We start from the raw sequence: 25165 nt of genomic DNA, 5'->3' as shown, positions 1-25165 counted from the left end.
AAAGGATGTTGAGGTTTTGGATTGCCATTTTAGGTTTTGTATTTAGTTCGTTAGGCTATGCTGCCGAAGGAACCTCAATGTCGTTGTTGGATAATCGCTTTAGAGTCGACCCGTCGATTAAGCAAATTACCTTTGTTATCTACCGAGCGCAAAGTTCTCAACCAGTGGTCTTAGTGAGACCCGACGGCAAGAAATATTATGCCTGGCGTAGTCCAGACAATGTTCGCTGGTACCAAGAACCTTCAATGGACATCGTTTCCATTGATAATCCTATGCCTGGCCCTTGGCAAGCAATTGGTAAAGTGACTCCCAAGAACAAGATAAAGCTGATTTCTCATCTTGAGCTGTCCACGGACACGCTGCCGACTCGATTGTATCAAGGAGAGTCGATTAAGTTTAATGCCCGCTTGACCTCAGACAATCAGCCACTCGTATTAAGAGATTTTCTTGATCGTGTGAAACTGAAAGTGACCTTTACGAAATATGTCGAGAATGAAGAGTCGTTGGTGAAGGAGGCACGTCCATTACCTGAAGTAATTGGTGAGTTCGCTGATGATGGTAAGGATCTTGATGAGGTTGCTGGCGATGGTATTTTCACCGTTGCTTTGCCTATTACCAGTGAGCCAGGCAAGTATCGTGTCAGAATCACTTCTGGTAATGGCGTGTTCTTGCGTGCTCAAGAGCAAGAGGTTTTAGTCTACCCATCGCCCCTGTTGGCTACCTTTATTCAGTCTCGTGAAGAAATGAGTCCTAACCAGATTGTCTTTGCAGGTGAGCAGGGAATGATTAAACCAGGCTCGATTGCCGGTCACGTTGAGCATACCTCTCCTAATGGTGCGTTGACCACCGTTCAGGGCAGTGCGGGCGAGGAGAGTAATAAGCTGACGCTTGAGATTCCTTACAGTGCGGATCTTGGTCTCTATGCTTGGCATGGTAAAGCCTTTGCAACCGAAATGGGCTCTGAGCGACCACTGATTTTCCCGATCAGTGAACACACATACAGCGTGGTAGAAGAGGTAGATATTGCCGAAACCCGTCGTTTGCAGGAAGAAGAGCGTCTCAAGCAGCAAAAAATGCTGGAAGAAATTCAAATGATGGAGATGCGCGAAGCTAAACGCACTCGTACCATGATTCTAATTGGTGTGGGTAATTTGGTGGTACTGATATTGGGTATCGCGGTTTGGTTTGTTATGCGTAAGTTAAAGGCAAGCAGACAAGCACTGCCGGAAATGCAACTCGATATGCCTAAAAAGTAGTGAGTCGTTAATGGGACCCGCGTTAATGGGGCTACCGTCTTTCCTCTAGGCATTCTTTGATACAAGAATAAATAAAGGGCTGCGATTGCAGCCCTTTATTTCAGTTTTAAGTTGGGTTACGCCACTTCATCCATCTCTGGTTGAAGCAGAGGCATTGGCTTTGCGGCCAGTTCCTCTGGGCTGAAGTCATCAACGTTAATGACGTATAAGCGATGTTGCTCTGCTTCAGTCAGTAGTTTCGCATCGTCAGCATCAATGATGCCTTTTTCGAGGCCCAGTTGAGCGACTTCATCTAGACGCAAGAATGGGCGACGTTGACCTAGCTGCTCACAGATTTTATTGAATACTGGCTCTGCTTGCAGAATCACTTCTAGAGCCTGCTCAATACGACCTGCCGCGTTGAACTCAGTTGCTGCCAAGTATTGGTTACGGCCAATACGTGAACGAGTTTCGCTCGGTGTTTGCAGAATTTGAGCCACTTGGCTATCCAGCTTATCACTCGGTGCTTTACGAACTCGACCAAACGGCATGATGACTAGACGCAGGGCTTTACCGAGGACTTTGTTCGGGAAGTTTGCTAAAAACTCATCAATCGCCAACTCAGTTTGTTTCAGACTATCTTGTAGTCCCCAATGTACTAAAGGTAGATCATCTGCAATACGGCCGTCACTCTCAAAGCGTTTTAATGTTGCAGAGCTTAAGTACAACTGGCTCAAAATATCGCCCAAGCGAGCAGATAGACGTTCCTTGCGTTTCAGGGAACCGCCAAGCACTGCCATTGAAATATCAGAGAGGAAGGCAATGTTGGCACTGTATCGGTTAAGCTGCTGGTAGTAACGCGTTGTGGCATCTTTGACCGGTGCATCCGAGAAACGACCATCTGTTAAAGCAAGCCAGAAGCTGCGAACAAGATTACTCATGGTAAAGCTGACGTGTCCAGCCAGCGCAGAGTCAAACTTGTCTAGCGCGTCTGAGGCTTCTGAGTAGGCTGCATTCATCTCTTCCAATACGTAAGGGTGACAACGAATAGCACCTTGACCAAAGATGATCATAGAGCGAGTCAGAATGTTTGCACCTTCAACTGTCACCGCAATGGGCGCACCTTGGTAACCACGAGCAAGGAAGTTAGAAGGGCCAAGACAGATGCCTTTTCCGCCGACAATGTCCATAGCGTCGATGATGCTTTGCTGACCACGGTGAGTACAGTGGTATTTTACAATCGCAGAGATGACGGATGGTTTCTCACCAAGGTCAATACCCGCGACTGTTAGGTTACTTGCAGCATCCATGACATAAGCATTGCCGCCAAGGCGTGCCAATGGCTCTTCGACACCTTCCATGTGGCCGATTGGTTGCTTAAACTGACGGCGAATACGAGCGTAGGCTCCCGTGGCTAAAGCGGCGGACTTAATGCCACCCGTCGAGTTTGAAGGCAGAGTGATACCACGACCTACCGACAGACACTCAACCAACATACGCCAGCCTTGGCCAGCCATTTTTGGACCGCCGATGATGAAATCAAGAGGAACAAACAGGTCTTGGCCACGTGTTGGACCATTTTGGAAAGGCACGTTAAGTGGGAAATGGCGGTTGCCAATTTCAACACCTTCTAAATGTGTTGGAATAAGGGCACAGGTGATGCCAATATCTTGTTGATCACCAAGTAGGCCATCTGGGTCGCGCAGTTTAAACGCTAGACCCAACACAGTCGCAACCGGTGCCAGTGTGATGTAGCGTTTGTTCCACGTCAGACGCATACCAAGCACTTCTTTACCTTGCCACTCACCTTTGCAGACAATACCAAAATCTGGAATTGAGCCCGCATCTGAACCCGCTTCAGGGCTAGTTAGGGCAAAACATGGGATCTCTTTACCTTCTGCAAGTCGAGGCAAGTAGTATTCTTTTTGCTCAGTGGTACCGTAATGTTGCAGCAGTTCACCTGGACCCAATGAGTTAGGAACGCCAACCGTTGAAGACAGCACACCAGAGACACCGGTCAGTTTCTGCAATACTAGGGATTGTGCATACGCTGAAAACTCTAGGCCACCATATTTTTTCTTAATGATCATCGCGAAGAATTTGTTGTCTTTTAGGTATTGCCAAACTTCAGGTGGTAAATCGGCAAGCTCATGAGTGACTTGGTAATCATTGACCATGGCACAGACTTCGTTCACAGGGCCGTCTAGGAATGCTTGTTCTTCTGCGCTCAATTGAGGGGCTTTGATGTCGTGAAGCTTTTTCCAATCTGGCTTGCCTTTGAACAGTTCTGCTTCCCACCAAACCGTACCTGCATCGAGTGCTTCTTTCTCTGTTTGAGACATAGCAGGCAACACTTTTTTAAACAGCGATAACGCTTTCTTGCTAATCAGAGATTGACGGATTGATGGAACCGCTAAGGTAGCAATTGCCGCGATAAACAGTATCCAACTAAGTGAACCAGCAGAACCGAAAATTGAAAGCGCAACCATGGTTACAGTCAGTGCAGCAATCGACACTAGCAGTGAGGTGCGATGATAGAGGCAGACTGCCAGTACCGTGGTAAAGCCAAGAATAGAGAGCAAAATGTCCATATGTATATTCCTTTTGCGGCGATTTATAGTTGGTTATTCGCCGGTGACGGGTAAGAGGTCTAACCAGTTAAGTGTAATCAAAATATTAATGAAATGTAAAACCTGTATTTGTTCAAAAAGTGATCTAAGTAGAGTCAAAGGTCTAAAAATGGCGAGCTGTGCGGAAATTGTGAGCGGAGAATGGCAAGAAAGCGGTAAATGTTATCGGCAAGCTATCGACAGTGAGAATTGTTTGAGTAAACTCTGTAGATAACCGTTTCTGTCTTGTTCACAGAACTATTTATTACAAAAATTAGAGAAAAACCTATGTACCAGGACCTGATTAAAAGCGAATTGAATGAAGCTGCTGATGTTCTAAACAAGTTCTTGAGCGACGAGAATAACATCGCTCAAATTGAAGCTGCGGCGAAAATGATTGCGGATTCATTTAAGCAAGGCGGTAAAGTACTGTCATGTGGTAATGGTGGTTCACACTGTGATGCGATGCATTTTGCAGAAGAACTGACAGGCCGTTACCGCGAAAATCGTCCTGGTTTGCCAGGCATTGCGATTTCAGACCCAAGCCATTTATCTTGTGTCAGCAATGACTTTGGTTATGAGTATGTCTTCTCTCGTTATGTAGAAGCGGTAGGTTCAAAAGGTGACGTGCTATTTGGCCTGTCGACTTCAGGTAACTCTGGCAATATCCTTAAAGCGATTGAAGCTGCGCAAGCTAAGGGTATGAAAACCATCGCTCTAACCGGTAAGGATGGTGGTAAAATGGCAGGTCTAGCGGATATTGAAATCCGTGTCCCTCATTTTGGTTACGCAGACCGCATCCAAGAGATCCACATCAAGATTATTCACATTGTGATCCAACTGATTGAAAAAGAAATGGAAAAATAACCCTTTATCAAGGGTTGTAAACCGTATTAGTGCTTTGCACTAATACGGTTGCTGTATAGGGAGTTTTTAAAACCATGTGTGAACTGCTCGGAATGAGCGCCAATGTGCCAACCGATATCTGTTTTAGTTTTACCGGTCTTATGCAACGTGGTGGCAATACCGGTCCGCATCGTGATGGTTGGGGCATTACTTTTTACGAAGGCAAGGGCTTTCGTAATTTTAAAGATCCCAACCCTAGCTGTGACTCAAAAATTGCTGAACTGGTCCAGAACTATCCAATTAAAAGCTGTGCAGTGATTAGCCATATTCGCCAAGCGAATCGTGGAGCAGTGAACCTTGAAAACACCCACCCATTTACCCGAGAGCTTTGGGGACGTTACTGGACTTTTGCCCATAATGGGCAACTCACTGACTATCAAGGCTTAAATTCGGGTCGTCATCGCCCTGTCGGCCAAACAGATAGTGAACTGTCATTTTGCTGGTTATTGAATCAAATGGAGCTGCGTTATCCACAGCCTCCACAAGATATGGTCGGCGTATTTCGTTTTATTGCCGAGTGTTGCGAACAACTGAAAGAGAAAGGTGTCTTCAATATGCTGCTGTCAGACGGTGAGTTTGTCATGACATATTGTACCAACCATCTTTATTGGATAACGCGTCGCGCTCCGTTTGGTAAAGCGTCACTGATTGATGAAGATGTAGAGATCAATTTCCAAGAAGAAACAACACCTAATGACATAGTTTCGGTTATTGCGACGCAACCATTGACTGATAACGAAGAGTGGCATCGTATGAAACCAGGTGAGTTTGGTATTTTCCATTTTGGTGAACTTATCGATGGCAATTCTGCGGCGCTAAGGGATGTTGCTTTTGCTCCAAAAAAGGTCGCCAGTCAGGCACCTACAGAGCCGTTGGAGTAGGAATACGAGACCGGACTTCGTCCTGCGAGAGCGCTTCGCTTCGAGAGGCGAGAACGGACTGCGTCCTATGGATAACTGGATCGGGCTGCGCCCTATGGATCGCTTCGCTGCTAGATAACTGGTACGGACTTCGTCCTCCGAGAGGTTGGGGTTGGTAGAACGGTGAAAGAACCTTTAGTACAAAGGTGTTGACAGTACTTCTTCCCTGGAAGAGATAATAGTCCAGCTCAAAAAAAAAAGGCCGATGTCTCCATCGGCCTTTCTATATCTTAGCGAAAGCTTATGCTAGCTGAGCTTTTACGTATTCAACAATATCGGCCATCGCTACGGCTGTTTTCTCACCTGAGCGGCGGTTCTTATACTCGAAGTTGCCTTCTTTCATTGAACGGTCACCGATGACGATAGTGTGAGGAATGCCGATAAGTTCCATATCCGAGAACATCACACCTGGGCGTTCTTTACGATCGTCGAATAGAACTTCAATACCCATTGCTGTGAGTTCAGCATATAGCTTCTCTGCCGCTTGCTGTACTTCTTCTGATTTGTGCATGTTCATTGGTACGATAGCAACTTGGAAAGGAGCAAGTGCGTCAGGCCAGATGATGCCGTATTCGTCGTGGTTTTGCTCGATTGCAGAAGCCACTACGCGTGAGACACCAATACCGTAACACCCCATCTCTAAGATGACGTTCTTACCATCAGGACCAAGAACGCCACAGTTCATTGCTTCCGAGTAAACGTTACCTAGCTGGAAGATATGACCGACTTCGATACCGCGTTTTAGCATTAGGGTACCTTGACCACATGGGCTTGGATCACCTTCAACAACGTTACGCAGATCTTCAACTTGGCCTAGCTCAACATCACGACCCCAGTTGATACCGAAGTAGTGTTTATCATCAATGTTCGCACCAGCACCAAAGTCGCTCATTACCGCTACAGTGCGGTCAACGATGAATGGTAGCTCAAGACCAACAGGGCCTAAAGAGCCAGGACCTGCACCGATAAGCGCACGAATTTGCTCTTCGGTTGCCATCTCTAGAGGTGCTGCAACTTGCGGTAGGTTTTCCGCTTTCACTTCGTTCAGTTCGTGGTCGCCACGGATGATAAGTGCGATGATCTCAGCGTCTACTTCATCAGATGCTTTAACGAATAGAGTTTTAACCGTTTTCTCGATTGGTAGATCGAATTGCTCTACTAGTTCAGCGATAGTTTTCGCGTTTGGAGTGTCGACTAGCGTCATCTCTTGTGTTGGTTCTGCGCGATCGCCAGCAGGCGCGGCCGCTTCTGCTTTCTCGATGTTCGCTGCGTAATCAGACTCAGTAGAGAAGGCGATGAGGTCTTCGCCGCTTTCAGCCAGCACGTGGAACTCTTGAGAACCACTACCACCAATAGCACCAGAATCTGCCAATACAGGACGGTACTCAAGGCCCATGCGGTCAAAAGCTTTACAGTAAGCGTCATGCATAGCTTGGTAAGATTTCTCTAGACCCGCTTTGTCGATATCGAAGCTGTACGCATCCATCATGCAGAATTCACGAGCACGCATTACGCCGAAACGTGGGCGACGTTCATCACGGAACTTAGTTTGGATTTGGTACAGGTTTAGCGGTAACTGCTTGTAAGAGCTCACTTCATTACGCACTAGGCTAGTGATCACTTCTTCAGCTGTTGGGCTAAGTACAAACGGACGAGTGTGACGGTCAGTAAAGCGTAATAGCTCAGGGCCCATCTTCTCGCTGCGACCTGTTTCTTCCCATAGTTCAAACGGCTGAACAACGGGCATCAAAGTTTCGACAGCGCCTGCATTGTCGATCTCTTGACGAACGATGTTTTCGACTTTACGCAGAACACGTAGACCGGTAGGTAGCCAGGTGTATAGACCTGAAGCCAGCTTACGGATCATACCTGCACGTAGCATGAGCTGGTGGCTCACTACTTCTGCGTCGTTTGGAGTCTCCTTCAGAGTAGAAAGAAGATAATTACTGGTACGCATTTAACTTATCCGTTTATTAAAGTTAGATACTCAAGCCGCAATGGATTGAAGTATGGAAGTCCCACAAGGGAAAATTGTTAGCCGCTTATAATATCAGCCAATTGCCTTTGTCAAAAGCTTTCAATCGCAGTAACCGTTATTAAGTTATCGGTGACCATGAACTTAACATTAAGATCGAACAAATTTACCGCATATTCCTTGCTGTCGGGCTTATTCTTTTTGTAGGCTGGGCGAGGATCCTGTGCCAAAACCTGTTCTATCACCGCTTTAACATACTCAGCCTCGTTGTGCTGCTGCAATTGAGATAAGGCGGCGGCCGAAAAGTTGACGGGATAAGTATCGGGTTCTCCTTCAGCATAGCCTTCACTTGCCGCCGTAATCGCATCGGAGTAGGGGATGTAGGGTTTGATATCGATGATAGGTGTGCCATCAACCAAATCGACATTTCCGAGCTCTAAGTAGATCTGATCACCTTGTTTGGTGACTCCCTTTATTTTCACCGCAGACATACCTATACCGTTTGGTCTAAAAGTTGAACGTGAAGCAAAGACACCAATTCGTTCATTGCCGCCAAGACGAGGTGGACGAACGGTTGGCTTCCAGCCTGCGTCTAGATTCTGATCGAACAAAAATAGCAACCAAACATGAGAGAACTGCTCAATGCCACGCAGTGATTCAGGGCTGTTTGCTGCTCCTGTTAATCTGACACGAGAGCGGGCAGCGGACACTAAACCTGGTTGACGGGGAACGGCAAATTTCTCTTTGTATGGGCTTTCAATAAAACCGATCGGCTCTACGGAATACATGGTTTTCTTAACTCTGTGGATAGGGTTACAGCAAAAGTATCATAAAAAAAGCTTGCAATGATTGTTGAGAATGATTACTAATTGATATGTTATAACATAACAATTTGAAAGGGCTTATCATGCAAGCAAATATCCACCCACAATATCGAACAGTTGTTTTTCACGACACCAGTGTCGATGAGTATTTTCTGATTGGTTCTACGCTACAAACAGATCGAACAATCGAATGGAGTGATGGGAAAACCTACCCTTATTTCACCGTTGAAGTCTCTTCGAAGTCTCATCCTTTCTATACAGGTAAGCAACGAGTGATTCAAAAAGAGGGTCGTGTGGCGAACTTTAGACGTCGTTTCGGTCAGTTTGAAAAAGGGGACCAATAGATGAAAGTAGTGAAATCATTAAAGAGTGCCAAGAGTCGTCATCCTGACTGCCAGATCGTAAAACGTCGTGGGCGACTCTATGTGATATGTAAATCGAACCCAAGGTTTAAAGCAGTGCAAAAATAGTGCGACGGATGTTTGAGGTTGGTTTAAAAATCGTCAGTTGACTCTTTTTCCTCAACTAGGGTTTTAATCGTCCAAGATGGTGTGCAATAGGTCACTCTCATCTTGGCCGCTTTCCTATCACCCTTAATCGAATCAAGAGGTTAGATTTTGTTTTATTCTGATAGTAAATGCGTGGCATTGAACTATAATTCTGGATTTTGATTTAAAATTAGCCACGTTTGCTAATTTTTTGTTTGTTTTTGGTTAAATTGAATTGGGTGTTACACACTTTGTAACATTTTGAATTTCTAATTGAGAGTTTTGTCGAGTAATCTCTGCCGGCATTTGGAACATTTTTGTCACATTTGCACAGGAATAACTACAAGGAGGGAACAGATGAGTTCATCTGCTTCGATTAAACAAAACTCGCCAAAAAAGCCGCTGTTTACACGCTTTCTTGATACTGTTGAATATTTGGGGAACCTTTTACCCCACCCAATCACTCTTTTCGCCATCTTCTGTTTAGCGATCCTAGTTACATCAGGCATTGCTGGTTACTTTGAAGTTTCTGTTATGGACCCTCGCCCAGAAGGCGCTAAGGGCCGTGCAGCAGATGGTATGATTCATGTTGTGAGCCTGCTTAACGCCGAAGGTCTCCAACTGATCGTTACTAACCTAGTTAAAAACTTTGTTGGTTTTGCACCGTTAGGTACAGTACTTGTTGCTATGTTAGGTGTGGCAATCGCAGAGCACTCTGGCCTTCTATCAGCTGCAATGCGCGGCATGGTAATGGGTGCGTCAAAGCGCATGGTTACAATAACGGTAGTCTTCGCTGGTATCATTTCAAATACCGCGTCTGAGCTTGGCTATGTGGTTCTAATCCCACTGGCTGCAATGCTATTCCACTCTTTAGGTCGTCACCCTCTTGCTGGTCTTGCAGCAGCGTTTGCTGGTGTTTCTGGTGGTTACTCTGCGAACCTACTGATTGGTACCGTTGACCCGCTACTTTCTGGTATTACCGAAACCGCAGCACAAATGATTGATCCGACTTATACAGTTGGTCCAGAAGTTAACTGGTACTTCATGTTTGTGTCGACGTTCTTTATTGCTGCAATGGGTGCGTTTGTTACTGAGAAAATTGTTGAGCCTAAGCTTGGCAAATACAGTGATGAGGAAGCATCGGAAGATCTGTCAAACGACTCTATGGGTAAACTGACGGATATTGAAAAGAAAGGTCTTAAATTAGCTGGTCTTGCTGTTGTTGTCGTTTCGGCGCTTCTTGCTTGGACGATTGTTCCTGCAGATGGTGTACTTCGTTCAGATGCGGGTACCGTTGCTGGTTCGCCATTCCTTAAGAGTATCGTAGCGTTTATCTTTGTCTTCTTTGCCATCCCAGGCTTTGTTTACGGCAAAGTAACGGGCACGATGAAGACGGATCGCGACGTGATCGATGCGATGGCTAAATCGATGTCTTCTATGGGTATGTACATTGTGTTGGTGTTCTTCGCTGCTCAGTTTGTTGCATTCTTTAAGTGGACTAACTTTGGTCAGGTATTTGCTGTTGCAGGTGCTAACTTCCTACAAGATATTGGTCTGACAGGCCCAATGTTGTTCTTCGCATTCATCTTGATGTGTGGCTTCATTAACCTAATGATCGGCTCAGCGTCGGCTCAGTGGGCAGTAACAGCACCTATCTTTGTTCCAATGCTAATGCTAGTGGGTTATGCGCCAGAAACGATTCAAGCTGCATACCGTATCGGTGATTCGACCACCAATATCATTACACCTATGATGAGCTACTTTGGTCTTATCCTAGCCGTAGCGACTCGCTACATGAAGAATCTAGGTATTGGTACACTTATCGCAACTATGCTTCCTTACTCTATTTGTTTCATCGTAGGTTGGAGTCTGCTGTTCTATGTGTGGGTATTTGTCTTGGGTCTACCTGTAGGTCCAGGTGCGGCAACGTATTACACACCTTAACCACGATACAGATATTGGTTAATTTCAAAGCCAGAGCATTCGCTCTGGCTTTTTTGTCAATGATGATTTGTGCAATTCGAGTTGACAAGTGAATGCGGTGAACTTTACTTACCACTATAGCAGTGAGTTCGGAGGTTAAATGAAAATCAGACAGTGGTATCTCTTGCGGCTAAACGGCGCTTAACAGAATCGCTCAACTCTTTTGAGTTTTTTTGTTCATGATTCGACGTATCGCGTTATCTGCATTGTTTTTTGGGCTCGCTTTTAACGTTCGTAGTGAAGCGCCAATTCAACTCGTTACCCTTGAATACCCACCGTATATTGTCAGTCACGAAGATGAACTTTCCGGAGTGGCGGTCGAATTAGTAGAAGCGGTATTTAAACAACTCAATGTTCCAATTTCTATCGAAGTATTGCCATGGGCTAGGGCGTTAAGTAATGTCCAATTTGGTCGAGCCGATGCAATTTTTACAGCATTTAAAAATCCACAAAGAGAACAGTTTGCCGATTTTAGTCACCAGATATTGTTCACACAAAACATCAGCTTAGTCGTGAAGACAAACAGTAATATCTCTAGTGACTTATTCTTAACCTCTGATTTATCCAATTCAACTATCTGCGTTGTTAACCGAGTGAGTTACGGCGCAAGAATGGACGCTTTACTTGCAGAGCCGTTTCAAAATGGTTTTTAGGCGTAACCATACTCGCGACTGTGCACATCTGGTGAGAACCGGACGGGCAGATATATGGGTGAATAACATCGAAGTATCATTGCTAGTGAGGGGATGGATAAGGTGTTAGAAATCCTCTCTCCTCCTATTGAAGCGACACCCAGCTATATCGCTTTTTCTAAGTTGAGGGAACATGCTTGGCTGCGAGAGCGATTCGACGAGGCATTGCGAGAAATGAAACAAGATGGTCGCTATGAAGCCATTATTGATAACTATTTTGAACGTATCAAAAAGCCGGAACAAAAATAAAAGGGCTGACGAATCTCGTCAGCCCTTAGCGAATGTTTAAGCGAGTTGTGGATTACCAGCCTTTAACTACACCACCTTGGAAGATGTCTGATGCTGCGTTGTACACTTCTTCAGTTTGGTAAGACTTAACGAAGTTTTGTACGTTTTCAGCTTGGACATTGTCTTCACGAGCGACGATAAGGTTTACGTATGGAGACTCTTTGTCTTCAACGAAGATACCGTCTTTTTGTGGTGTTAGATTGATTGAGCTCGCGTATGTAGTGTTGATCACTGAAAGTGCAACGTCATCAAGTGAACGTGGTAGCTGAGCTGCATCAAGTTCTACAATTGTGATGTTTTTTGGGTTTTCAACGATATCACGAACCGTTGCTAGTAGACCGACGTCTTCGCGAAGTTTCAGAAGACCTTGTTGCTCAAGAAGCAGTAAAGAACGACCAAGGTTTGTTGGATCGTTTGGTACCGCAATACGAGCGCCATCTTGGATCTCTTCAACAGATGTTACTTGCTTAGAGTAACCTGCGATCGGGTAAACAAAGGTGTTACCCGCAATTGTCAGTTTGTAACTGCGGTCTGCTACTTGCTGATCAAGGTATGGTTTATGTTGGAATGCATTGATATCGATTGAACCGTCATCCAACGCTGCATTTGGTGTTACGTAATCGGTGAAAGTCACTAACTCAACCTCTAGGCCGAATTTTTCTTTAGCCACTTTTGCTGCTACTTCAGCAACTTGTGCTTCAGCACCAGCCATAACACCAACTTTGATTTTGCTTGTGTCTGCTTCTTTATCGCCACAACCTGCCAGAACCAGTGCAGACGCTGCTGCAGCGATAGCCAAAATACCTTTAAGACTGAATTTCATCACTATCTCCTTATAAATAAAATCTGTGATTAATGTTTAATTTATTATTAACGGTGATCGACGCGACGCACAATCGCATCACCAATAGATTGAATAATTTGTACCAGTACGATGAGCATGACGACTGTCACTGCCATGATCACCACATCGTAGCGGTGGAATCCGTAGCGAATGGCTACGTCACCTAAACCTCCACCTCCGACCGTTCCCGCCATTGCAGAGTAACTCACTAGAGTGACTAGCGTGATAGTGACGGAGTTGACGATAGTTGGCATTGCTTCTGGGAGTAATACCTTTGAGATGATCTGCAACGGTGTCGCGCCCATAGACTGCGCAGCTTCGACAAGTCCCGTTGGGACTTCAAGCAATGCGCCTTCGATAAGACGAGCGACAAATGGAATCGCACCTATGGTCAAAGGAACAATTGCCGCTGTTGTGCCGATAAAGGTTCCCACTAATAACTTAGTGACTGGAATGATCGCTACCATCAAGACAAGGAATGGTACAGAGCGACCAATGTTTACGATGGCACCAAGCGCACTATTGAGCTTAGTGTTTTCGAGCAGGCCATCTTTTTTAGTCGTGTGTAAAACAACACCTAACGGGATGCCTATTGCAAAGCCGACAATACCAGCGACAGCGACCATATAGAGAGTTTCAAGTGTTGCGCCAATAAGTAGGTTGCTGTTTAAGTTCAGCCACTGTGAAATTTCATTAAAGGACATAACCCAGTACCTCTACTTTTACGTTGTGTTCGCGCAGGAATTCAATGGCAGCATTATCGTCTTGTTCGTTGCCGAACAGTTCGGCGACCATCATGCCAAACTTAACGCCGCCAGCGTAATCGAGATCGGAACTCAAAATGCTGACATCAATATTGAATTTACGAGCAATCTGGCTCATGAGTGGTGCATCAACAGTCGCGCCAGTAAACTCTAAACGCACTAGTGGGTAGCTGTTCTCAACGCGCGTGTCCTGTAGACGAGCTTGGTAATCTTCAGGAATAGAAAGATCCAATGTTGAACGAATAAACTGGTGAGCTAGCTCGGTTTTAGGGTGCGCGAAGATCTCACCAACACTGCCTTTCTCTACCAATTCACCACCCCCAATAATAGCTACTTGGTGGCAAATACTTTTCACAACATCCATCTCGTGAGTGATCAGGAGAATGGTGATGTTGAGCTTGCGGTTAATCTCTCTGAGCAGCTCTAAAATAGACTGAGTTGTCGCTGGATCTAGTGCACTGGTGGCTTCATCACATAAAAGTACTTTAGGATCGCAAGCCAGTGCGCGAGCGATGGCAACACGCTGCTTTTGACCACCGCTAAGGTTAGCAGGGTAGCTTTCGTGTTTATCTTCAAGGCCTACCAACTTAAGTAGCTCAGTCACTTTTTGGTTGATATGCGCTTTATCTTTGTCCGCGAGCTCTAACGGTAGTGCCACGTTGTCATACACAGAGCGTGACGACAGCAGATTAAAATGCTGGAAGATCATCCCAATATTACGACGAGCTTCACTCAACTGAGATTTAGACAGCTTAGTGAGATCCACGCCATCAACCACGATCGAGCCTGTCGTTGGTGCTTCTAGCATGTTGACACAACGAATAAGCGTACTTTTCCCTGCTCCTGATGAGCCAATAACACCAAAGATTGTTCCTTGAGGAATATGAAGGTTTATCTCTTTCAAGGCGTGAATTTCCTTAGTGCCTTGGAAGAAAACCTTATTAACTTGATTAATTTCAATCATCGAGAAACCCACTATCAGATTGGATGAGCAGCAGAAGATTATTTTGAGCCACATCTCATTTACTAGAGGATGCTATGGGTTTGCGTGATTGGTGTCAATAGATATTTTTACGTCTAGACGTCTAAACGTATTTTTTGCCCAATCGTTTAGTAATTAGATAGTGATGAAAGAAATAAAGCGTGCAATAATTCTTATTAATCAAAGCAAAAACGAGAAGCATATTTTGGCAAAACCTGCAGTCTTTCTAGACCGAGATGGCGTAATCAACGTTGACCACGGCTATGTGCATGACGAACACGATTTTGAGTTTATTGAAGGTGTGTTTGAAGCGACGAAAAAGCTCCAAGAGATGGGCTATCTGCTTGTCCTTGTGACTAACCAGTCTGGTATTGCACGTGGCATGTTCAGCGAAGATCGTTTTCTATCACTAACTCAGTGGATGGATTGGAATTTCGTTGATAATGGCGTTGAGCTAGATGGGATCTATTACTGCCCTCACCATGCAGAGCAAGGTCAGGGTAAATATAAGGAAGATTGTGATTGTCGTAAGCCAAAACCTGGGATGCTTATCTCTGCTCGTGACTTTTTAAACATTGATATGGCCAACTCAGTGATGGTTGGTGATAAGGCGGAAGACATGATGGCGGCTGACGCTGCTGGTGTCGGAACTAAGATTCTTGTTCGTACTGGCAAACCAGTGACTGAGAAAGGTGAAGCGTTAGCCTCAGTGGTACTCGATAGCATTAAGCAAGTACCAGACTATCTCGTCAAGTAAACAAAATCAGGTTGTCCGCTGTAATCTTGTCAGGAGGGAATCATGAAATCTAGAGTGTTACTCACGGCGATGATTGGACTCGTTTTAACAGCGTGTTCCTATAATGCTGTAGAGCGTGATAGTGCCTATCAAGGTGATTTCGAGTTTTATCAGTGCAGTGCAGATAAAACCTTCAAAGTCGCCTTTATGCCTAATCAACCTTTGGCATTACTGAGGTTACCAGAGCATGACTATAGACTGGTTCAAGTTCCTTCTGGCTCAGGGACAAAATACATTCTTGATGATGGCACGGCGCAGACCCTCAACCCAGTGACCCTCTTTACTAAGGGCAGTGAAGCTCGCTTAGAGCTAGGGCGTGTCGTGTATAAAAATTGTATCAGCCAATAAATGTGTTCGGATAGTATTAAGGAGGCGTTCGCCTCCTTTTAACATTTAACTATTAGACCCAATAACCTATGAGCAAAAAATTAACCATTCTTGATATAGCTAAGCTGTCTGGTGTCGGCAAGTCGACGGTGTCTCGCGTTTTGACCAATGATCCTAAGGTGAAGCCTGAAACTCGAGCCAAAGTTGAGCAGGTGATTCAAGAGTGTGGTTATGTGCCATCAAAATCTGCACAAGCCATGCGTGGAGGCAGCCAGAAGGTGGTTGGGGTCATCATATCTCGCCTCGATTCGCCATCAGAAAATAAAGCCGTCGGCAGCATGCTAAGTACCTTATACGATGCAGGCTATGATGTTGTTATTATGGAGAGCCAGTTTGATCGCGAGAAAACCAATGAGCATCTCGATGTCCTGAAAAAACGAAATGTAGATGGTGTTATTGTGTTTGGCTTTAGCGATTTCGATATTTCCAAGCTGGCGAGCTGGAAAAACTGCTCAGTCGTTATTGCCATGGATACAGATCAAGTCTCTTCTATCAACTACGACAACACGCAAGTGATCACCAAAGCTCTGGAATATTTGCAGAAAAAGTCACTCCAACACATCGCATTTATCGGAGTCTCACCGAGCGATAAAACAACGGGAAAGCTACGTTTAGAGGCATACCTAAATTGGTGTGAACAGCACGCAATTAAAGCCCATTATCAAACAGGACAACTCAATCATGAAAGTGCCTACTTACTGGTTGATAGCGTACTCGACGCCCGAACAGAAGCGATTGTTTGTGCCAGTGATACGTTGGCACTTGGTGTGATAAAACGCCTTCAAGAGCTCGACAGAGAAGATGTCGTGGTGACAGGGGTAGGGGGAAATGAACTACTTTCTTTCCTTTTTCCAAAAGTCTTTAGCATTGATCCAGGTTATTCCCTTGCGGGAGAAAAAGCCGCTAATTTATTGATCTCTCAAATAAATGGTGAGCTGAAACAGGTTCATATCACTCAGCAGCCGCTTGCTCTCTAAGCCATTATTTTCAAAGTGAATTAAAATTATACTGTGATCTCATTCAATTAATGGGACTGTTCCCATTTTTATCTAGTATTGGATCTGACAATATAATAAGTATAAATGGGAACATTCCCATAATTATAAAAGCAGGTCAGTTTGTAAGTCTGATGTTGATTTAGACATGAATGAGAATCCAATTAGGGTGGACATGGAAATGAGTAAGATTGCGAAACAAGAAGTTGAGCGTCTGATTGAGTTAGTCGGTGGACGCGACAATATCGCGAGCGTAAGCCACTGTTTAACGCGTCTTCGCTTTGTACTAAACAATACTGAGCAAGCCGATGAGAAAGCATTAGAAGCGCTGCCAATGGTAAAAGGTTGCTTTACCAATGCGGGGCAGTTTCAAGTGGTTATCGGTACTGAAGTCGATGAAGTGTATAAAGTTCTGATTGAACTGACCGGACAAAAAGCGGCATCGAAAGATGAGGCTAAACTCGCGGCTCGCCAAAACATGAACATCCTAGAACGTGGAATCTCCCATTTAGCTGAAATTTTTGTTCCGCTTCTACCTGCGATTATTACGGGTGGTTTAATTTTAGGCTTCCGTAATGTCATTGGTGACATCAAGATGTTTGATGGCCAGACTCTGACTGAAATCAGTCAATTTTGGGCAACGGTACACAGCTTCTTGTGGTTAATTGGCGAAGCCATTTTCTTCTTCCTTCCCGTTGGTGTGTGTTGGTCTACGGTGAAAAAGCTGGGTGGTACACCGATTTTAGGCATCACATTGGGTGTGACGCTTGTCTCTCCTCAATTGATGAATGCGTATTTGATTGGTAAGCAAGTACCAGAAGCATGGGACTTCGGCCTCTTTGTCATTGAGAAGGTGGGTTATCAAGCTCAGGTTATCCCTGCGATGTTAGCAGGTGTTGCACTCGCCTTTATCGAAACCAATTTGAAACGTATTGTTCCGTCTTACCTCTACCTAGTTGTTGTCCCATTTGTATCCATTATCGTTTCTGTGGTTCTGGCGCACTCGCTAATTGGTCCATTTGGTCGAGTTCTGGGTGATGGTGTGGCTTTTGCCGCAAAAGCAGCAATGACGGGTGACTTTGCAGTCATTGGTTCAATGGTATTTGGTTTCCTCTATGCGCCACTCGTTATCACGGGTATTCACCATACGACCAATGCCGTGGATCTTCAGTTGATGCAAGATCTTGGTGGTACCCCTATCTGGCCTTTGATTGCTCTGTCAAACATCGCTCAGGCCTCAGCAGTTGTTGGAATCATTATCATCAGTAAAAAACATGGCGAGCGTGATATCTCGGTACCAGCAGCAATCTCTGCATACCTAGGTGTCACGGAACCCGCAATGTACGGTATTAACCTTAAATACAAATTCCCTATGCTTAGTGCCATGATTGGTAGTGCAGTTGCCGCGGCAATCTGTGGTAGCGCTGGCGTGATGGCAAATGGTATTGGTGTGGGTGGCTTACCTGGCATTCTCTCAATCCAACCACAGTTTTGGGGCATTTATGCTGTCGCGATGCTCGTCGCAATCGCTCTTCCAGCAGTGTTAACTCTGTTCTTCTATAAGCGCGCACAAATGAAGGGCGAATTGGAGCCTGTGAACGCGTAATTCAGCAATACATTTAGGAGCGGGCAGTCACCGCTCCTTTTTTAAAGATTCAATTTTTATTTGGTAAGTGAGTTTAGAAATGACAGCTATGGCTAAAGATCCAAATTGGTGGAAAACCGCTTCGATCTATCAAATTTATCCCAAAAGTTTCTGTGATAGCGGAAGTAAGGGAACGGGAGATATTCAAGGCATTATTTCTAAGCTCGACTATCTAAAGCGCCTTGGTGTCGATGCAATCTGGCTGACTCCAATTTACCAGTCACCAATGATTGATAATGGCTATGATATTTCGGACTACTACGCCATTAATTCAGATTTTGGCACTATGGCCGATTTTGATCAGTTGCTTGAGCAAGCCCATCAACGTGGTATTCGTATCATTATGGATATCGTCGTGAATCACACCTCAACTGATCACCACTGGTTCCAGTCTGCGTTGGGCGACAAGAACAGCCCATATCGTGACTACTATATTTGGCGAGATCCGGTTAATGGAGAGCGACCAAATAACTGGCAATCAAAATTTGGCGGAAGTGCTTGGGAACTCGATCAACAAACGGGACAGTATTTTCTGCATCTATTTGCTCAGCAGCAGGCCGATCTGAACTGGGAGAACCCTCAGGTTCGCGCTGAAGTCAAACAGGTGATCAGCTTCTGGGCTGAAAAAGGGGTCGATGGCTTCCGTCTTGATGTGATTAACCTGATTTCTAAGCAGCAAGACTTTCCGAACGATGATATTGGTGATGGACGTCGTTTTTACACCGACGGTCCTCGTGTTCATGAATATCTCCGAGAGATCAGTTCAGCGGTATTTCAAAAGTATGGCAGCGTTACCGTTGGTGAGATGTCTTCGACAACACTGGAGCATTGTCAGCAATACTCGTCATTAGATAACAAAGAGTTGTCGATGGTGTTCAACTTCCACCATTTGAAAGCGGATTACCCAAATGGAGAAAAGTGGACCAAGGCGCCTTTTGACTTTATCCAGTTAAAACAAATTTTCAACCACTGGCAAACGGGTCTTAATGGCAAAGGGTGGGGGGCGCTATTCTGGTGTAACCATGACCAACCTCGAGTGGTGAGCCGTTTAGGTAATGATCAACTGTATCGGGTTGAATCCGCAAAAATGTTAGGCGCATCAATACACATGATGCAGGGGACGCCTTATATTTATCAAGGCGAAGAGATTGGAATGACCAATCCTGGCTATACCCGCATTGATCAGTACCGTGATGTTGAAAGTACCAATATGTACGACATTATGGTCAATCAGCAAGGCGTCTCACACGACGATATGATGGCTATTCTGGCACAAAAGTCTCGCGACAATTCCCGCACACCAATGCAGTGGAATGATGATAAGTTTGCTGGTTTCTCCAAAACGACACCGTGGCTAGAAGTGGCAGAAAACTACCGTGAAGTGAATGCCAAGTCGGCCGTAGAGGACGAAAACTCGGTCTTTTATTTCTATCACAAGCTGATTGAGTTACGTAAAGAGTGGGATGTGATCACGACAGGTGATTATCTGGACCTTTACCCGAATCATGAAGCGATATTCGGTTATCGACGTCAAACCCAAACCGCCACTTTGATCTGTCTAAACAACTATTATGGTCAAGAGACAGAGTGTATCTTGCCTGACAACTTCGATGTGTCACGTGCTAGGTACCTGTTGGCTAACTATGCTGAGCTTAGACCGCAGGTAGACAAGGTGCAGAAACTCAGACCTTACGAAACACGTATTATTTTAGTGGAAAGCTAACACCCCCTAGTCGTGTTTGCTTCATCAGATCCTATTGGTTCTGATACTTGCCCCGCATTGTCGGGGTTTTTTTGTTGGATTCTTAATAGATAGAGATGGATGTGACTTTGTAGAGACGAAAAAAAACCAGCTCGATGAGCTGGTTTCTTCAATATGGTGGAGGGGGACGGATTCGAACCATCGAAGGCAGTGCCAGCAGATTTACAGTCTGATCCCTTTGGCCACTCGGGAACCCCTCCAAGGTATTTTTATACTTAACTAATGTTTTCCCAACACGTTAATCAAGTGTTTCTCACAGTTTATCCAGAGGTTTATTCACCGTAAGGCTAAGTGTAAGAAGAATATGGTGGAGGGGGACGGATTCGAACCATCGAAGGCAGTGCCAGCAGATTTACAGTCTGATCCCTTTGGCCACTCGGGAACCCCTCCAGGGTATTTTTATACTTAACTAATGTTTTCCCAACACGTTAATCAAGTGTTTCTCACAATCTATCCCAAGGTTATTCACCAAAGTCAGATTCCAAGAAGAAATATGGTGGAGGGGGACGGATTCGAACCATCGAAGGCAGTGCCAGCAGATTTACAGTCTGATCCCTTTGGCCACTCGGGAACCCCTCCAGGGTGTTTTCTATTCTCATTAAGGAATAGCTTAAGTAATGTTTTCCCAACACATTGCTCAAGTGCGGAGCGCATCATAGCAAACTCGTAAATGCTGTAAAGACTTTTCTTGTATTTTTGAATTGAATGATGCCTTTTTGGACAAAGGAGCTAGGAAATGAGCATAAAGCTCAAACAATCAACGGCTTCACTTACAGAATATTTCTCGCTCTTTACATTACTTGACGTTCATAATGGATTTTAGCGGGTACAATATATCTAGTTTATCTATGCAGAATCTCACTATGAAAAATAAAATTGTTTTGAGTCTTTTGTCTCTGTCTATTCTTACAGCAGCACCGCTCTCTTATGCAAAGAGGCAAGGACCTTCGACAGTTACAGTCGTCACTGAGCTTGTTCAAACACACAATGTCTCTCAGTCCCTTGTCTTGGTCGGTAAGTTGGAAGCTGAGCAATCGGTAGAGATCTCTACCGAAGTCGCCGGAAAAGTCGACACTATTGCTGTCAAAGCGAATCAAGCTGTGCGTCAAGGTCAAATGATCATTCAGCTTAATGATGATAAAGCTCGTGCTTCTGTCGCTGAGGCAAAAGCGTATTTGAAAGATGAACAACGTAAGTTGAAAGAATTCGAGCGTCTTGTTAAACGCAACGCCATTACGCAGACAGAGATCGATGCGCAAAAAGCCAGTGTGGAAATTGCTCAGGCTCGCCTAGATGCGGCCAACGCAAACCTTAAAGATCTTCATATCACCTCCCCGTTTGCAGGCACCGTTGGTTTTATCGATTTTAGTCGCGGAAAAATGGTGACGGCAGGCGAGGCGTTACTCACACTGGATAATCTATCCGTGATGCAGTTGGATCTTCAGGTGCCAGAGCGTTACCTGTCACAGCTCTCTGAAGGCATGAAAGTGACGGCGACTACGGCTGCTTGGCAGAATAAAGTGTTTGAGGGACAAGTTGTTGCTATTGACTCTCGTATTAACCAAGAAACGCTTAATCTTAGAGTGCGTATTCACTTTAGTAATCCATCCGAAGATCTAAAACCCGGCATGCTGGTATCAGCCAATATGGACTTTCCTGCTATAGAAGCGCCAATTATTCCAGTCCAGGCTCTGGAGTATTCGGGCACTAAGCGTTACGTCTATGTTATTGATCAAAACAACAATGCTAAACGAACCGAGGTATTGCTGGGCGCTCGTGTCGACAATTTAGTGGTCATAGAGCAAGGATTATCGATTGGCGACAAAATTGTCGTGCAGGGTATAGTGAATATGCGTGATGGCGTAGTGGTTTCTGAGTTAGGTAGCGATGGCCGCCCTAAAGAGAAAGCAAAGCCGCAAGAAGGGGCTAACTAATGCTGCTGTCGGATGTTTCAGTTAAGCGACCCGTTGCCGCGGTTGTTTTAAGTTTGTTGTTGTGCGTTTTCGGTATTGTTTCCTTTAATAAGCTGGCCGTGCGAGAAATGCCGGACATTGAAAGTCCTGTTGTCTCTATTAGTACTCGTTACGAAGGTGCTTCGGCGACCATTATTGAAAGCCAGATAACCTCAGTACTAGAAGACCAACTGTCGGGTATCAGTGGTATTGATGAGATATCGTCGACAACCCGCAACAGTATGTCGCGTATTACCATCACTTTTGATCTTGGTTATGACCTTAATACGGGCGTGAGTGATGTTCGTGATGCCGTTGCCCGTGCGCAGCGTTCACTACCCGATGAAGCGGATGATCCCGTTGTGTTCAAAAACAACGGTTCAGGTGAAGCTTCACTCTATATCAACCTCAGTTCTTCTGAGATGGATAGAACTCAGTTAACGGACTACGTTGAACGCGTATTGATTGACAGGTTCAGTCTTATCTCAGGTGTCAGCTCTGTCGATATCTCGGGTGGCTTATACAAAGTTATGTACGTCAAGTTGAAGCCAGAACAGATGGCAGGCCGAGGCGTAACCACTTCTGATATTACTTCCGCTCTTCGTAGTGAGAATATTGAAAGCCCTGGAGGTGAAGTGCGTAACGATCAGATTGTGATGTCGGTACGTACGGCTCGTAGTTATAACAAGGCAGAAGATTTTGAGTATCTGGTGGTCAAGCGCGCATCAGATAACACACCTATCTACCTAAAAGATGTTGCTGATGTCTACATAGGTGCAGAAAACGAGAACTCGACTTTTAAGAGTGATGGTGTGGTTAACGTCAGTATGGGGATTGTGCCGCAGTCAGATGCCAACCCACTAGAAGTGGCGGACTTAGTTCATCAAGAAGTTGAAAACATCCAGAAGTTTCTACCGCAAGGCACTCGTTTAGCGATCGATTATGATTCGACAGTGTTCATTGAACGCTCGATTGCAGAAGTGTACAGCACCTTGTTTATTACCGGTGGTTTAGTCATCTTAGTGCTCTACATCTTTATTGGTCAGGCAAGGGCGACCCTTATCCCTGCGGTAACCGTTCCTGTCTCTTTGATTTCATCGTTTATCGCGGCTTACTATTTTGGTTTCTCGATTAACTTGATTACCTTGATGGCGTTGATTCTATCGATTGGTCTGGTTGTCGATGATGCTATCGTTGTTGTAGAGAACATTTTCCATCATATCGAAAATGGTGAAAAGCCATTGCTTGCGGCATACAAAGGGACCCGCGAAGTGGGTTTTGCGGTTATAGCTACCACGTTGGTTTTGGTTATGGTGTTCCTGCCTATCTCTTTTATGGACGGCATGGTAGGTCTGCTATTTACTGAGTTTTCTGTTTTGCTTGCGATGTCGGTGATTTTTTCTTCGCTCATCGCATTGACGTTGACACCTGTTTTGGGAAGTAAACTGCTTAAAGCGAACGTCAAACCGAATCGATTTAATCTGTTTATTGACCAAATATTTGGTCGTTTGGAGTTGCTATACCGTCGAGTATTGAAAGGGGCATTGAAATGGCAATGGGCTGCACCGCTGATTATTGTCTCCTGTATCGGTGGCAGCTGGGGGCTGATGCAACAAGTACCTGCACAGTTAACACCCTCTGAGGACCGCGGCGTAATTTTTGCGTTTGTTCGTGGTGCCGATGCGACCAGTTATAATCGCATGGCGGCAAATATGGACATTGTCGAAGACAGACTAATGCCTCTGCTTGGGCAAGGTTTTCTGAAGTCTTTCAGTATCCAATCGCCAGCATTTGGCGGCAATGCGGGGGATCAGACCGGCTTCGTTATTATGATTCTGGAAGATTGGAATGATCGCCAAGTCACAGCACAGCAGGCGTTAGGTGAAGTGCGTAAGGCGTTGGCTGGTATGGCGGATGTGCGCGTGTTCCCATTTATGCCAGGATTTAGAGGGGGGTCAAGTGAACCTGTTCAATTCGTACTTGGCGGTTCCGATTACAGTGAACTGAAAACCTGGGCTGAGAAATTGGAGCAGATCGCGGAAGACTCTCCGTATATGGAAGGCAGCGACATTAACTACTCTGAGAAAACACCTGAGCTGGTGGTGAGCGTAGACAAACAGCGTGCGGCTGAACTAGGGATCAGCGTACAAGACATTTCCGATACTTTGGAGATCATGCTGGGCGGTAAGAGCGAGACGACCTTTGTCGAACGAGGTGAAGAGTATGATGTTTATCTGCGTGGTGATGAAAATAGCTTTAACAATGCGTCAGACTTGAGCCAAATCTACATGCGTACATCATCAGGTGAACTTGTTACGCTTGATGCGGTAACGAAGATTGAAGAAGTGGCTTCGTCGATTCGACTCTCTCACTACAACAAGCAAAAAGCGGTCACGATAACAGCGAACTTATCGGACGGTTACACTCTTGGTGAGGCGCTCGATTTCCTTGACCAGCAAGCGATTGAACTACTACCTAGTGATATTTCAGTTAGCTATTCTGGGGAATCGAAAGATTACAAAGAGAACCAATCGAGCATTCTATTGGTGTTTGCGTTAGCACTTTTAGTCGCTTATCTGGTACTGGCCGCGCAGTTTGAAAGCTTTATAAACCCATTGGTGGTGATGTTTACGGTTCCTATGGGGGTATTCGGTGGTTTTCTTGGTCTATTTCTGATGGGGCAGGGAATGAATATCTACAGCCAGATCGGAATGATTATGCTTATCGGCATGGTCACTAAGAACGGTATTTTGATTGTAGAGTTCGCTAACCAACTGCGTGACCGTGGGATTGAGTTCGAAAAAGCGATTCTTGATGCCTCTGCGCGTCGTTTACGCCCGATTATGATGACCGCATTCACCACATTAGCGGGAGCGATACCGTTGATTCTCTCGACGGGTGCTGGTTATGAGAGCCGTGTTGCGGTAGGGACAGTGATATTCTTCGGTATGGGCTTTGCGACCTTTGTTACCTTGTTTGTCATTCCTGCAATGTATCGTCTGATTTCGCAAGGCACACAATCACCTGGTCATGTTGAGGCTGAACTGAATAAAGAGTTAAGCCATGATGTGAAAGCGAGAAGCTCACATGGTGAATTGAACTAAATAACGCAATAAGC

Annotated in this window: 21 protein-coding genes and 3 tRNA genes; 15 read left to right on the top strand and 9 right to left on the bottom strand. The window is 45.2% G+C overall.

What is annotated here, in order from left to right:
- Window positions 1-5: 5 nt before the first annotated feature.
- Window positions 6-1256 (top strand): TIGR03503 family protein, encoded by a 1251-nt coding sequence (locus tag QTN95_RS01680; RefSeq protein WP_138973434.1) that lies wholly within the window; start codon window positions 6-8, stop codon window positions 1254-1256.
- Between the two features lie 116 nt (window positions 1257-1372).
- On the opposite strand, the gene fadE is transcribed toward QTN95_RS01680, so the two are convergent.
- A complete protein-coding gene (gene fadE, locus QTN95_RS01675) occupies window positions 1373-3826 on the bottom strand; it encodes an acyl-CoA dehydrogenase FadE (protein ID WP_331416105.1) in 2454 nt (817 codons plus the stop codon).
- A gap of 306 nt (window positions 3827-4132) precedes the next feature.
- Between fadE and lpcA the strand changes: the two genes are divergently transcribed.
- Together lpcA and QTN95_RS01665 are read left to right on the top strand one after the other, a co-directional pair.
- Window positions 4133-4711, top strand: coding sequence for a D-sedoheptulose 7-phosphate isomerase (lpcA, locus tag QTN95_RS01670; RefSeq protein WP_331416104.1), 579 nt, complete (start codon window positions 4133-4135; stop codon window positions 4709-4711).
- Window positions 4712-4785: 74 nt separating this feature from the next.
- Window positions 4786-5631, top strand: coding sequence for a class II glutamine amidotransferase (locus tag QTN95_RS01665; RefSeq protein WP_331416103.1), 846 nt, complete (start codon window positions 4786-4788; stop codon window positions 5629-5631).
- Between the two features lie 280 nt (window positions 5632-5911).
- Here the strand turns inward: QTN95_RS01665 and QTN95_RS01660 are convergent, their stop codons facing one another.
- On the bottom strand, window positions 5912-7627 hold the full coding sequence (locus tag QTN95_RS01660) for a proline--tRNA ligase (RefSeq protein ID WP_331416102.1): 1716 nt from the start codon (window positions 7625-7627) through the stop codon (window positions 5912-5914).
- Between the two features lie 110 nt (window positions 7628-7737).
- Complete coding sequence (gene tsaA / locus QTN95_RS01655) at window positions 7738-8433, bottom strand: tRNA (N6-threonylcarbamoyladenosine(37)-N6)-methyltransferase TrmO (RefSeq protein WP_331416101.1); 696 nt, start codon at window positions 8431-8433, stop codon at window positions 7738-7740.
- A 119-nt stretch (window positions 8434-8552) separates the two neighbouring features.
- Here tsaA and QTN95_RS01650 point away from each other — a divergent pair, with 119 nt between their 5' ends.
- The 5 genes from QTN95_RS01650 to QTN95_RS21230 all read left to right on the top strand — a co-directional run bounded on the left by QTN95_RS01650 (window position 8553) and on the right by QTN95_RS21230 (window position 11881).
- The gene (locus tag QTN95_RS01650; protein ID WP_331416100.1) at window positions 8553-8813 is read left to right on the top strand and encodes a type B 50S ribosomal protein L31; all 261 of its coding nucleotides are present in this window, start codon (window positions 8553-8555) and stop codon (window positions 8811-8813) included.
- Window positions 8814-8939: a type B 50S ribosomal protein L36 gene (ykgO, locus tag QTN95_RS01645; protein ID WP_009847431.1), complete on the top strand. Its 126-nt coding sequence runs from the start codon at window positions 8814-8816 to the stop codon at window positions 8937-8939.
- A 375-nt stretch (window positions 8940-9314) separates the two neighbouring features.
- Window positions 9315-10901, top strand: a complete 1587-nt coding sequence (locus QTN95_RS01640) for an AbgT family transporter (protein WP_331416099.1) — start codon at window positions 9315-9317, stop codon at window positions 10899-10901.
- Between the two features lie 218 nt (window positions 10902-11119).
- Complete coding sequence (locus QTN95_RS21235; RefSeq protein WP_443088844.1) at window positions 11120-11593, top strand: substrate-binding periplasmic protein; 474 nt, start codon at window positions 11120-11122, stop codon at window positions 11591-11593.
- A 93-nt stretch (window positions 11594-11686) separates the two neighbouring features.
- Complete coding sequence (locus QTN95_RS21230) at window positions 11687-11881, top strand: hypothetical protein (RefSeq protein WP_443088843.1); 195 nt, start codon at window positions 11687-11689, stop codon at window positions 11879-11881.
- A gap of 52 nt (window positions 11882-11933) precedes the next feature.
- Here QTN95_RS21230 and metQ read toward each other — a convergent pair whose 3' ends face one another.
- From metQ to metN, 3 genes are read right to left on the bottom strand one after another with little or no spacing between them, the layout of a single operon-like run.
- Window positions 11934-12743 (bottom strand): methionine ABC transporter substrate-binding lipoprotein MetQ, encoded by an 810-nt coding sequence (gene metQ, locus QTN95_RS01630; RefSeq protein ID WP_331416098.1) that lies wholly within the window; start codon window positions 12741-12743, stop codon window positions 11934-11936.
- A gap of 47 nt (window positions 12744-12790) precedes the next feature.
- Window positions 12791-13468, bottom strand: a complete 678-nt coding sequence (locus QTN95_RS01625) for a methionine ABC transporter permease (protein ID WP_269376720.1) — start codon at window positions 13466-13468, stop codon at window positions 12791-12793.
- Window positions 13458-14492, bottom strand: coding sequence for a methionine ABC transporter ATP-binding protein MetN (gene metN, locus QTN95_RS01620; protein ID WP_331416097.1), 1035 nt, complete (start codon window positions 14490-14492; stop codon window positions 13458-13460). Before metN ends, QTN95_RS01625 begins: the two co-directional genes overlap by 11 nt.
- Window positions 14493-14715: 223 nt before the next feature.
- Between metN and gmhB the strand changes: the two genes are divergently transcribed.
- From gmhB to treC, 5 genes are all read left to right on the top strand, one after another.
- Window positions 14716-15267 carry a D-glycero-beta-D-manno-heptose 1,7-bisphosphate 7-phosphatase gene (gene gmhB, locus QTN95_RS01615; protein WP_331416096.1) on the top strand — a complete coding sequence of 184 codons (552 nt, stop codon included), beginning with the start codon at window positions 14716-14718 and terminating at the stop codon, window positions 15265-15267.
- A 42-nt stretch (window positions 15268-15309) separates the two neighbouring features.
- Window positions 15310-15654, top strand: a complete 345-nt coding sequence (locus tag QTN95_RS01610; RefSeq protein ID WP_331416095.1) for an MliC family protein — start codon at window positions 15310-15312, stop codon at window positions 15652-15654.
- 68 nt (window positions 15655-15722) lie between these two features.
- Complete coding sequence (gene treR / locus QTN95_RS01605; RefSeq protein WP_138973419.1) at window positions 15723-16670, top strand: trehalose operon repressor TreR; 948 nt, start codon at window positions 15723-15725, stop codon at window positions 16668-16670.
- A gap of 199 nt (window positions 16671-16869) precedes the next feature.
- Window positions 16870-18294, top strand: coding sequence for a PTS trehalose transporter subunit IIBC (gene treB, locus QTN95_RS01600; protein ID WP_331416094.1), 1425 nt, complete (start codon window positions 16870-16872; stop codon window positions 18292-18294).
- Window positions 18295-18373: 79 nt separating this feature from the next.
- Entirely contained in the window at window positions 18374-20056 is a 1683-nt protein-coding gene (treC, locus tag QTN95_RS01595; RefSeq protein ID WP_331416093.1) for an alpha,alpha-phosphotrehalase, read from the top strand.
- 154 nt (window positions 20057-20210) lie between these two features.
- Here the strand turns inward: treC and QTN95_RS01590 are convergent.
- From QTN95_RS01590 to QTN95_RS01580, 3 genes are all read right to left on the bottom strand, one after another.
- Window positions 20211-20295, bottom strand: a tRNA-Tyr gene (locus tag QTN95_RS01590).
- A 105-nt stretch (window positions 20296-20400) separates the two neighbouring features.
- A tRNA-Tyr gene (locus QTN95_RS01585) sits at window positions 20401-20485 on the bottom strand.
- Between the two features lie 104 nt (window positions 20486-20589).
- Window positions 20590-20674, bottom strand: a tRNA-Tyr gene (locus QTN95_RS01580).
- A gap of 284 nt (window positions 20675-20958) precedes the next feature.
- Between QTN95_RS01580 and QTN95_RS01575 the strand changes: the two genes are divergently transcribed.
- Window positions 20959-22029, top strand: coding sequence for an efflux RND transporter periplasmic adaptor subunit (locus QTN95_RS01575; protein ID WP_331416092.1), 1071 nt, complete (start codon window positions 20959-20961; stop codon window positions 22027-22029).
- Complete coding sequence (vexH, locus tag QTN95_RS01570) at window positions 22029-25151, top strand: vibriobactin export RND transporter permease subunit VexH (protein WP_138973415.1); 3123 nt, start codon at window positions 22029-22031, stop codon at window positions 25149-25151. Before QTN95_RS01575 ends, vexH begins: the two co-directional genes overlap by 1 nt.
- Window positions 25152-25165: the final 14 nt, after the last annotated feature.

This window comes from Vibrio sp. M260112 (assembly GCF_036533775.1).
Taxonomy (GTDB): domain Bacteria; phylum Pseudomonadota; class Gammaproteobacteria; order Enterobacterales; family Vibrionaceae; genus Vibrio.
The sequence above is the reverse complement of the archived record's forward strand: the minus strand, read 5'-3'. Positions and strand labels throughout refer to the sequence as shown.

Coding starts and splice junctions, on each gene's coding strand:
- QTN95_RS01680 (WP_138973434.1), top strand. CDS start 6: ATGTTGAGGTTTTGGATTGCCATTTTAGGTTTTGTATTTAGTTCGTTA.
- fadE (WP_331416105.1), bottom strand. CDS start 3,826: ATGGACATTTTGCTCTCTATTCTTGGCTTTACCACGGTACTGGCAGTC.
- lpcA (WP_331416104.1), top strand. CDS start 4,133: ATGTACCAGGACCTGATTAAAAGCGAATTGAATGAAGCTGCTGATGTT.
- QTN95_RS01665 (WP_331416103.1), top strand. CDS start 4,786: ATGTGTGAACTGCTCGGAATGAGCGCCAATGTGCCAACCGATATCTGT.
- QTN95_RS01660 (WP_331416102.1), bottom strand. CDS start 7,627: ATGCGTACCAGTAATTATCTTCTTTCTACTCTGAAGGAGACTCCAAAC.
- tsaA (WP_331416101.1), bottom strand. CDS start 8,433: ATGTATTCCGTAGAGCCGATCGGTTTTATTGAAAGCCCATACAAAGAG.
- QTN95_RS01650 (WP_331416100.1), top strand. CDS start 8,553: ATGCAAGCAAATATCCACCCACAATATCGAACAGTTGTTTTTCACGAC.
- ykgO (WP_009847431.1), top strand. CDS start 8,814: ATGAAAGTAGTGAAATCATTAAAGAGTGCCAAGAGTCGTCATCCTGAC.
- QTN95_RS01640 (WP_331416099.1), top strand. CDS start 9,315: ATGAGTTCATCTGCTTCGATTAAACAAAACTCGCCAAAAAAGCCGCTG.
- QTN95_RS21235 (WP_443088844.1), top strand. CDS start 11,120: ATGATTCGACGTATCGCGTTATCTGCATTGTTTTTTGGGCTCGCTTTT.
- QTN95_RS21230 (WP_443088843.1), top strand. CDS start 11,687: ATGGATAAGGTGTTAGAAATCCTCTCTCCTCCTATTGAAGCGACACCC.
- metQ (WP_331416098.1), bottom strand. CDS start 12,743: ATGAAATTCAGTCTTAAAGGTATTTTGGCTATCGCTGCAGCAGCGTCT.
- QTN95_RS01625 (WP_269376720.1), bottom strand. CDS start 13,468: ATGTCCTTTAATGAAATTTCACAGTGGCTGAACTTAAACAGCAACCTA.
- metN (WP_331416097.1), bottom strand. CDS start 14,492: ATGATTGAAATTAATCAAGTTAATAAGGTTTTCTTCCAAGGCACTAAG.
- QTN95_RS01610 (WP_331416095.1), top strand. CDS start 15,310: ATGAAATCTAGAGTGTTACTCACGGCGATGATTGGACTCGTTTTAACA.
- treR (WP_138973419.1), top strand. CDS start 15,723: ATGAGCAAAAAATTAACCATTCTTGATATAGCTAAGCTGTCTGGTGTC.
- treB (WP_331416094.1), top strand. CDS start 16,870: ATGAGTAAGATTGCGAAACAAGAAGTTGAGCGTCTGATTGAGTTAGTC.
- treC (WP_331416093.1), top strand. CDS start 18,374: ATGACAGCTATGGCTAAAGATCCAAATTGGTGGAAAACCGCTTCGATC.
- QTN95_RS01575 (WP_331416092.1), top strand. CDS start 20,959: ATGAAAAATAAAATTGTTTTGAGTCTTTTGTCTCTGTCTATTCTTACA.
- vexH (WP_138973415.1), top strand. CDS start 22,029: ATGCTGCTGTCGGATGTTTCAGTTAAGCGACCCGTTGCCGCGGTTGTT.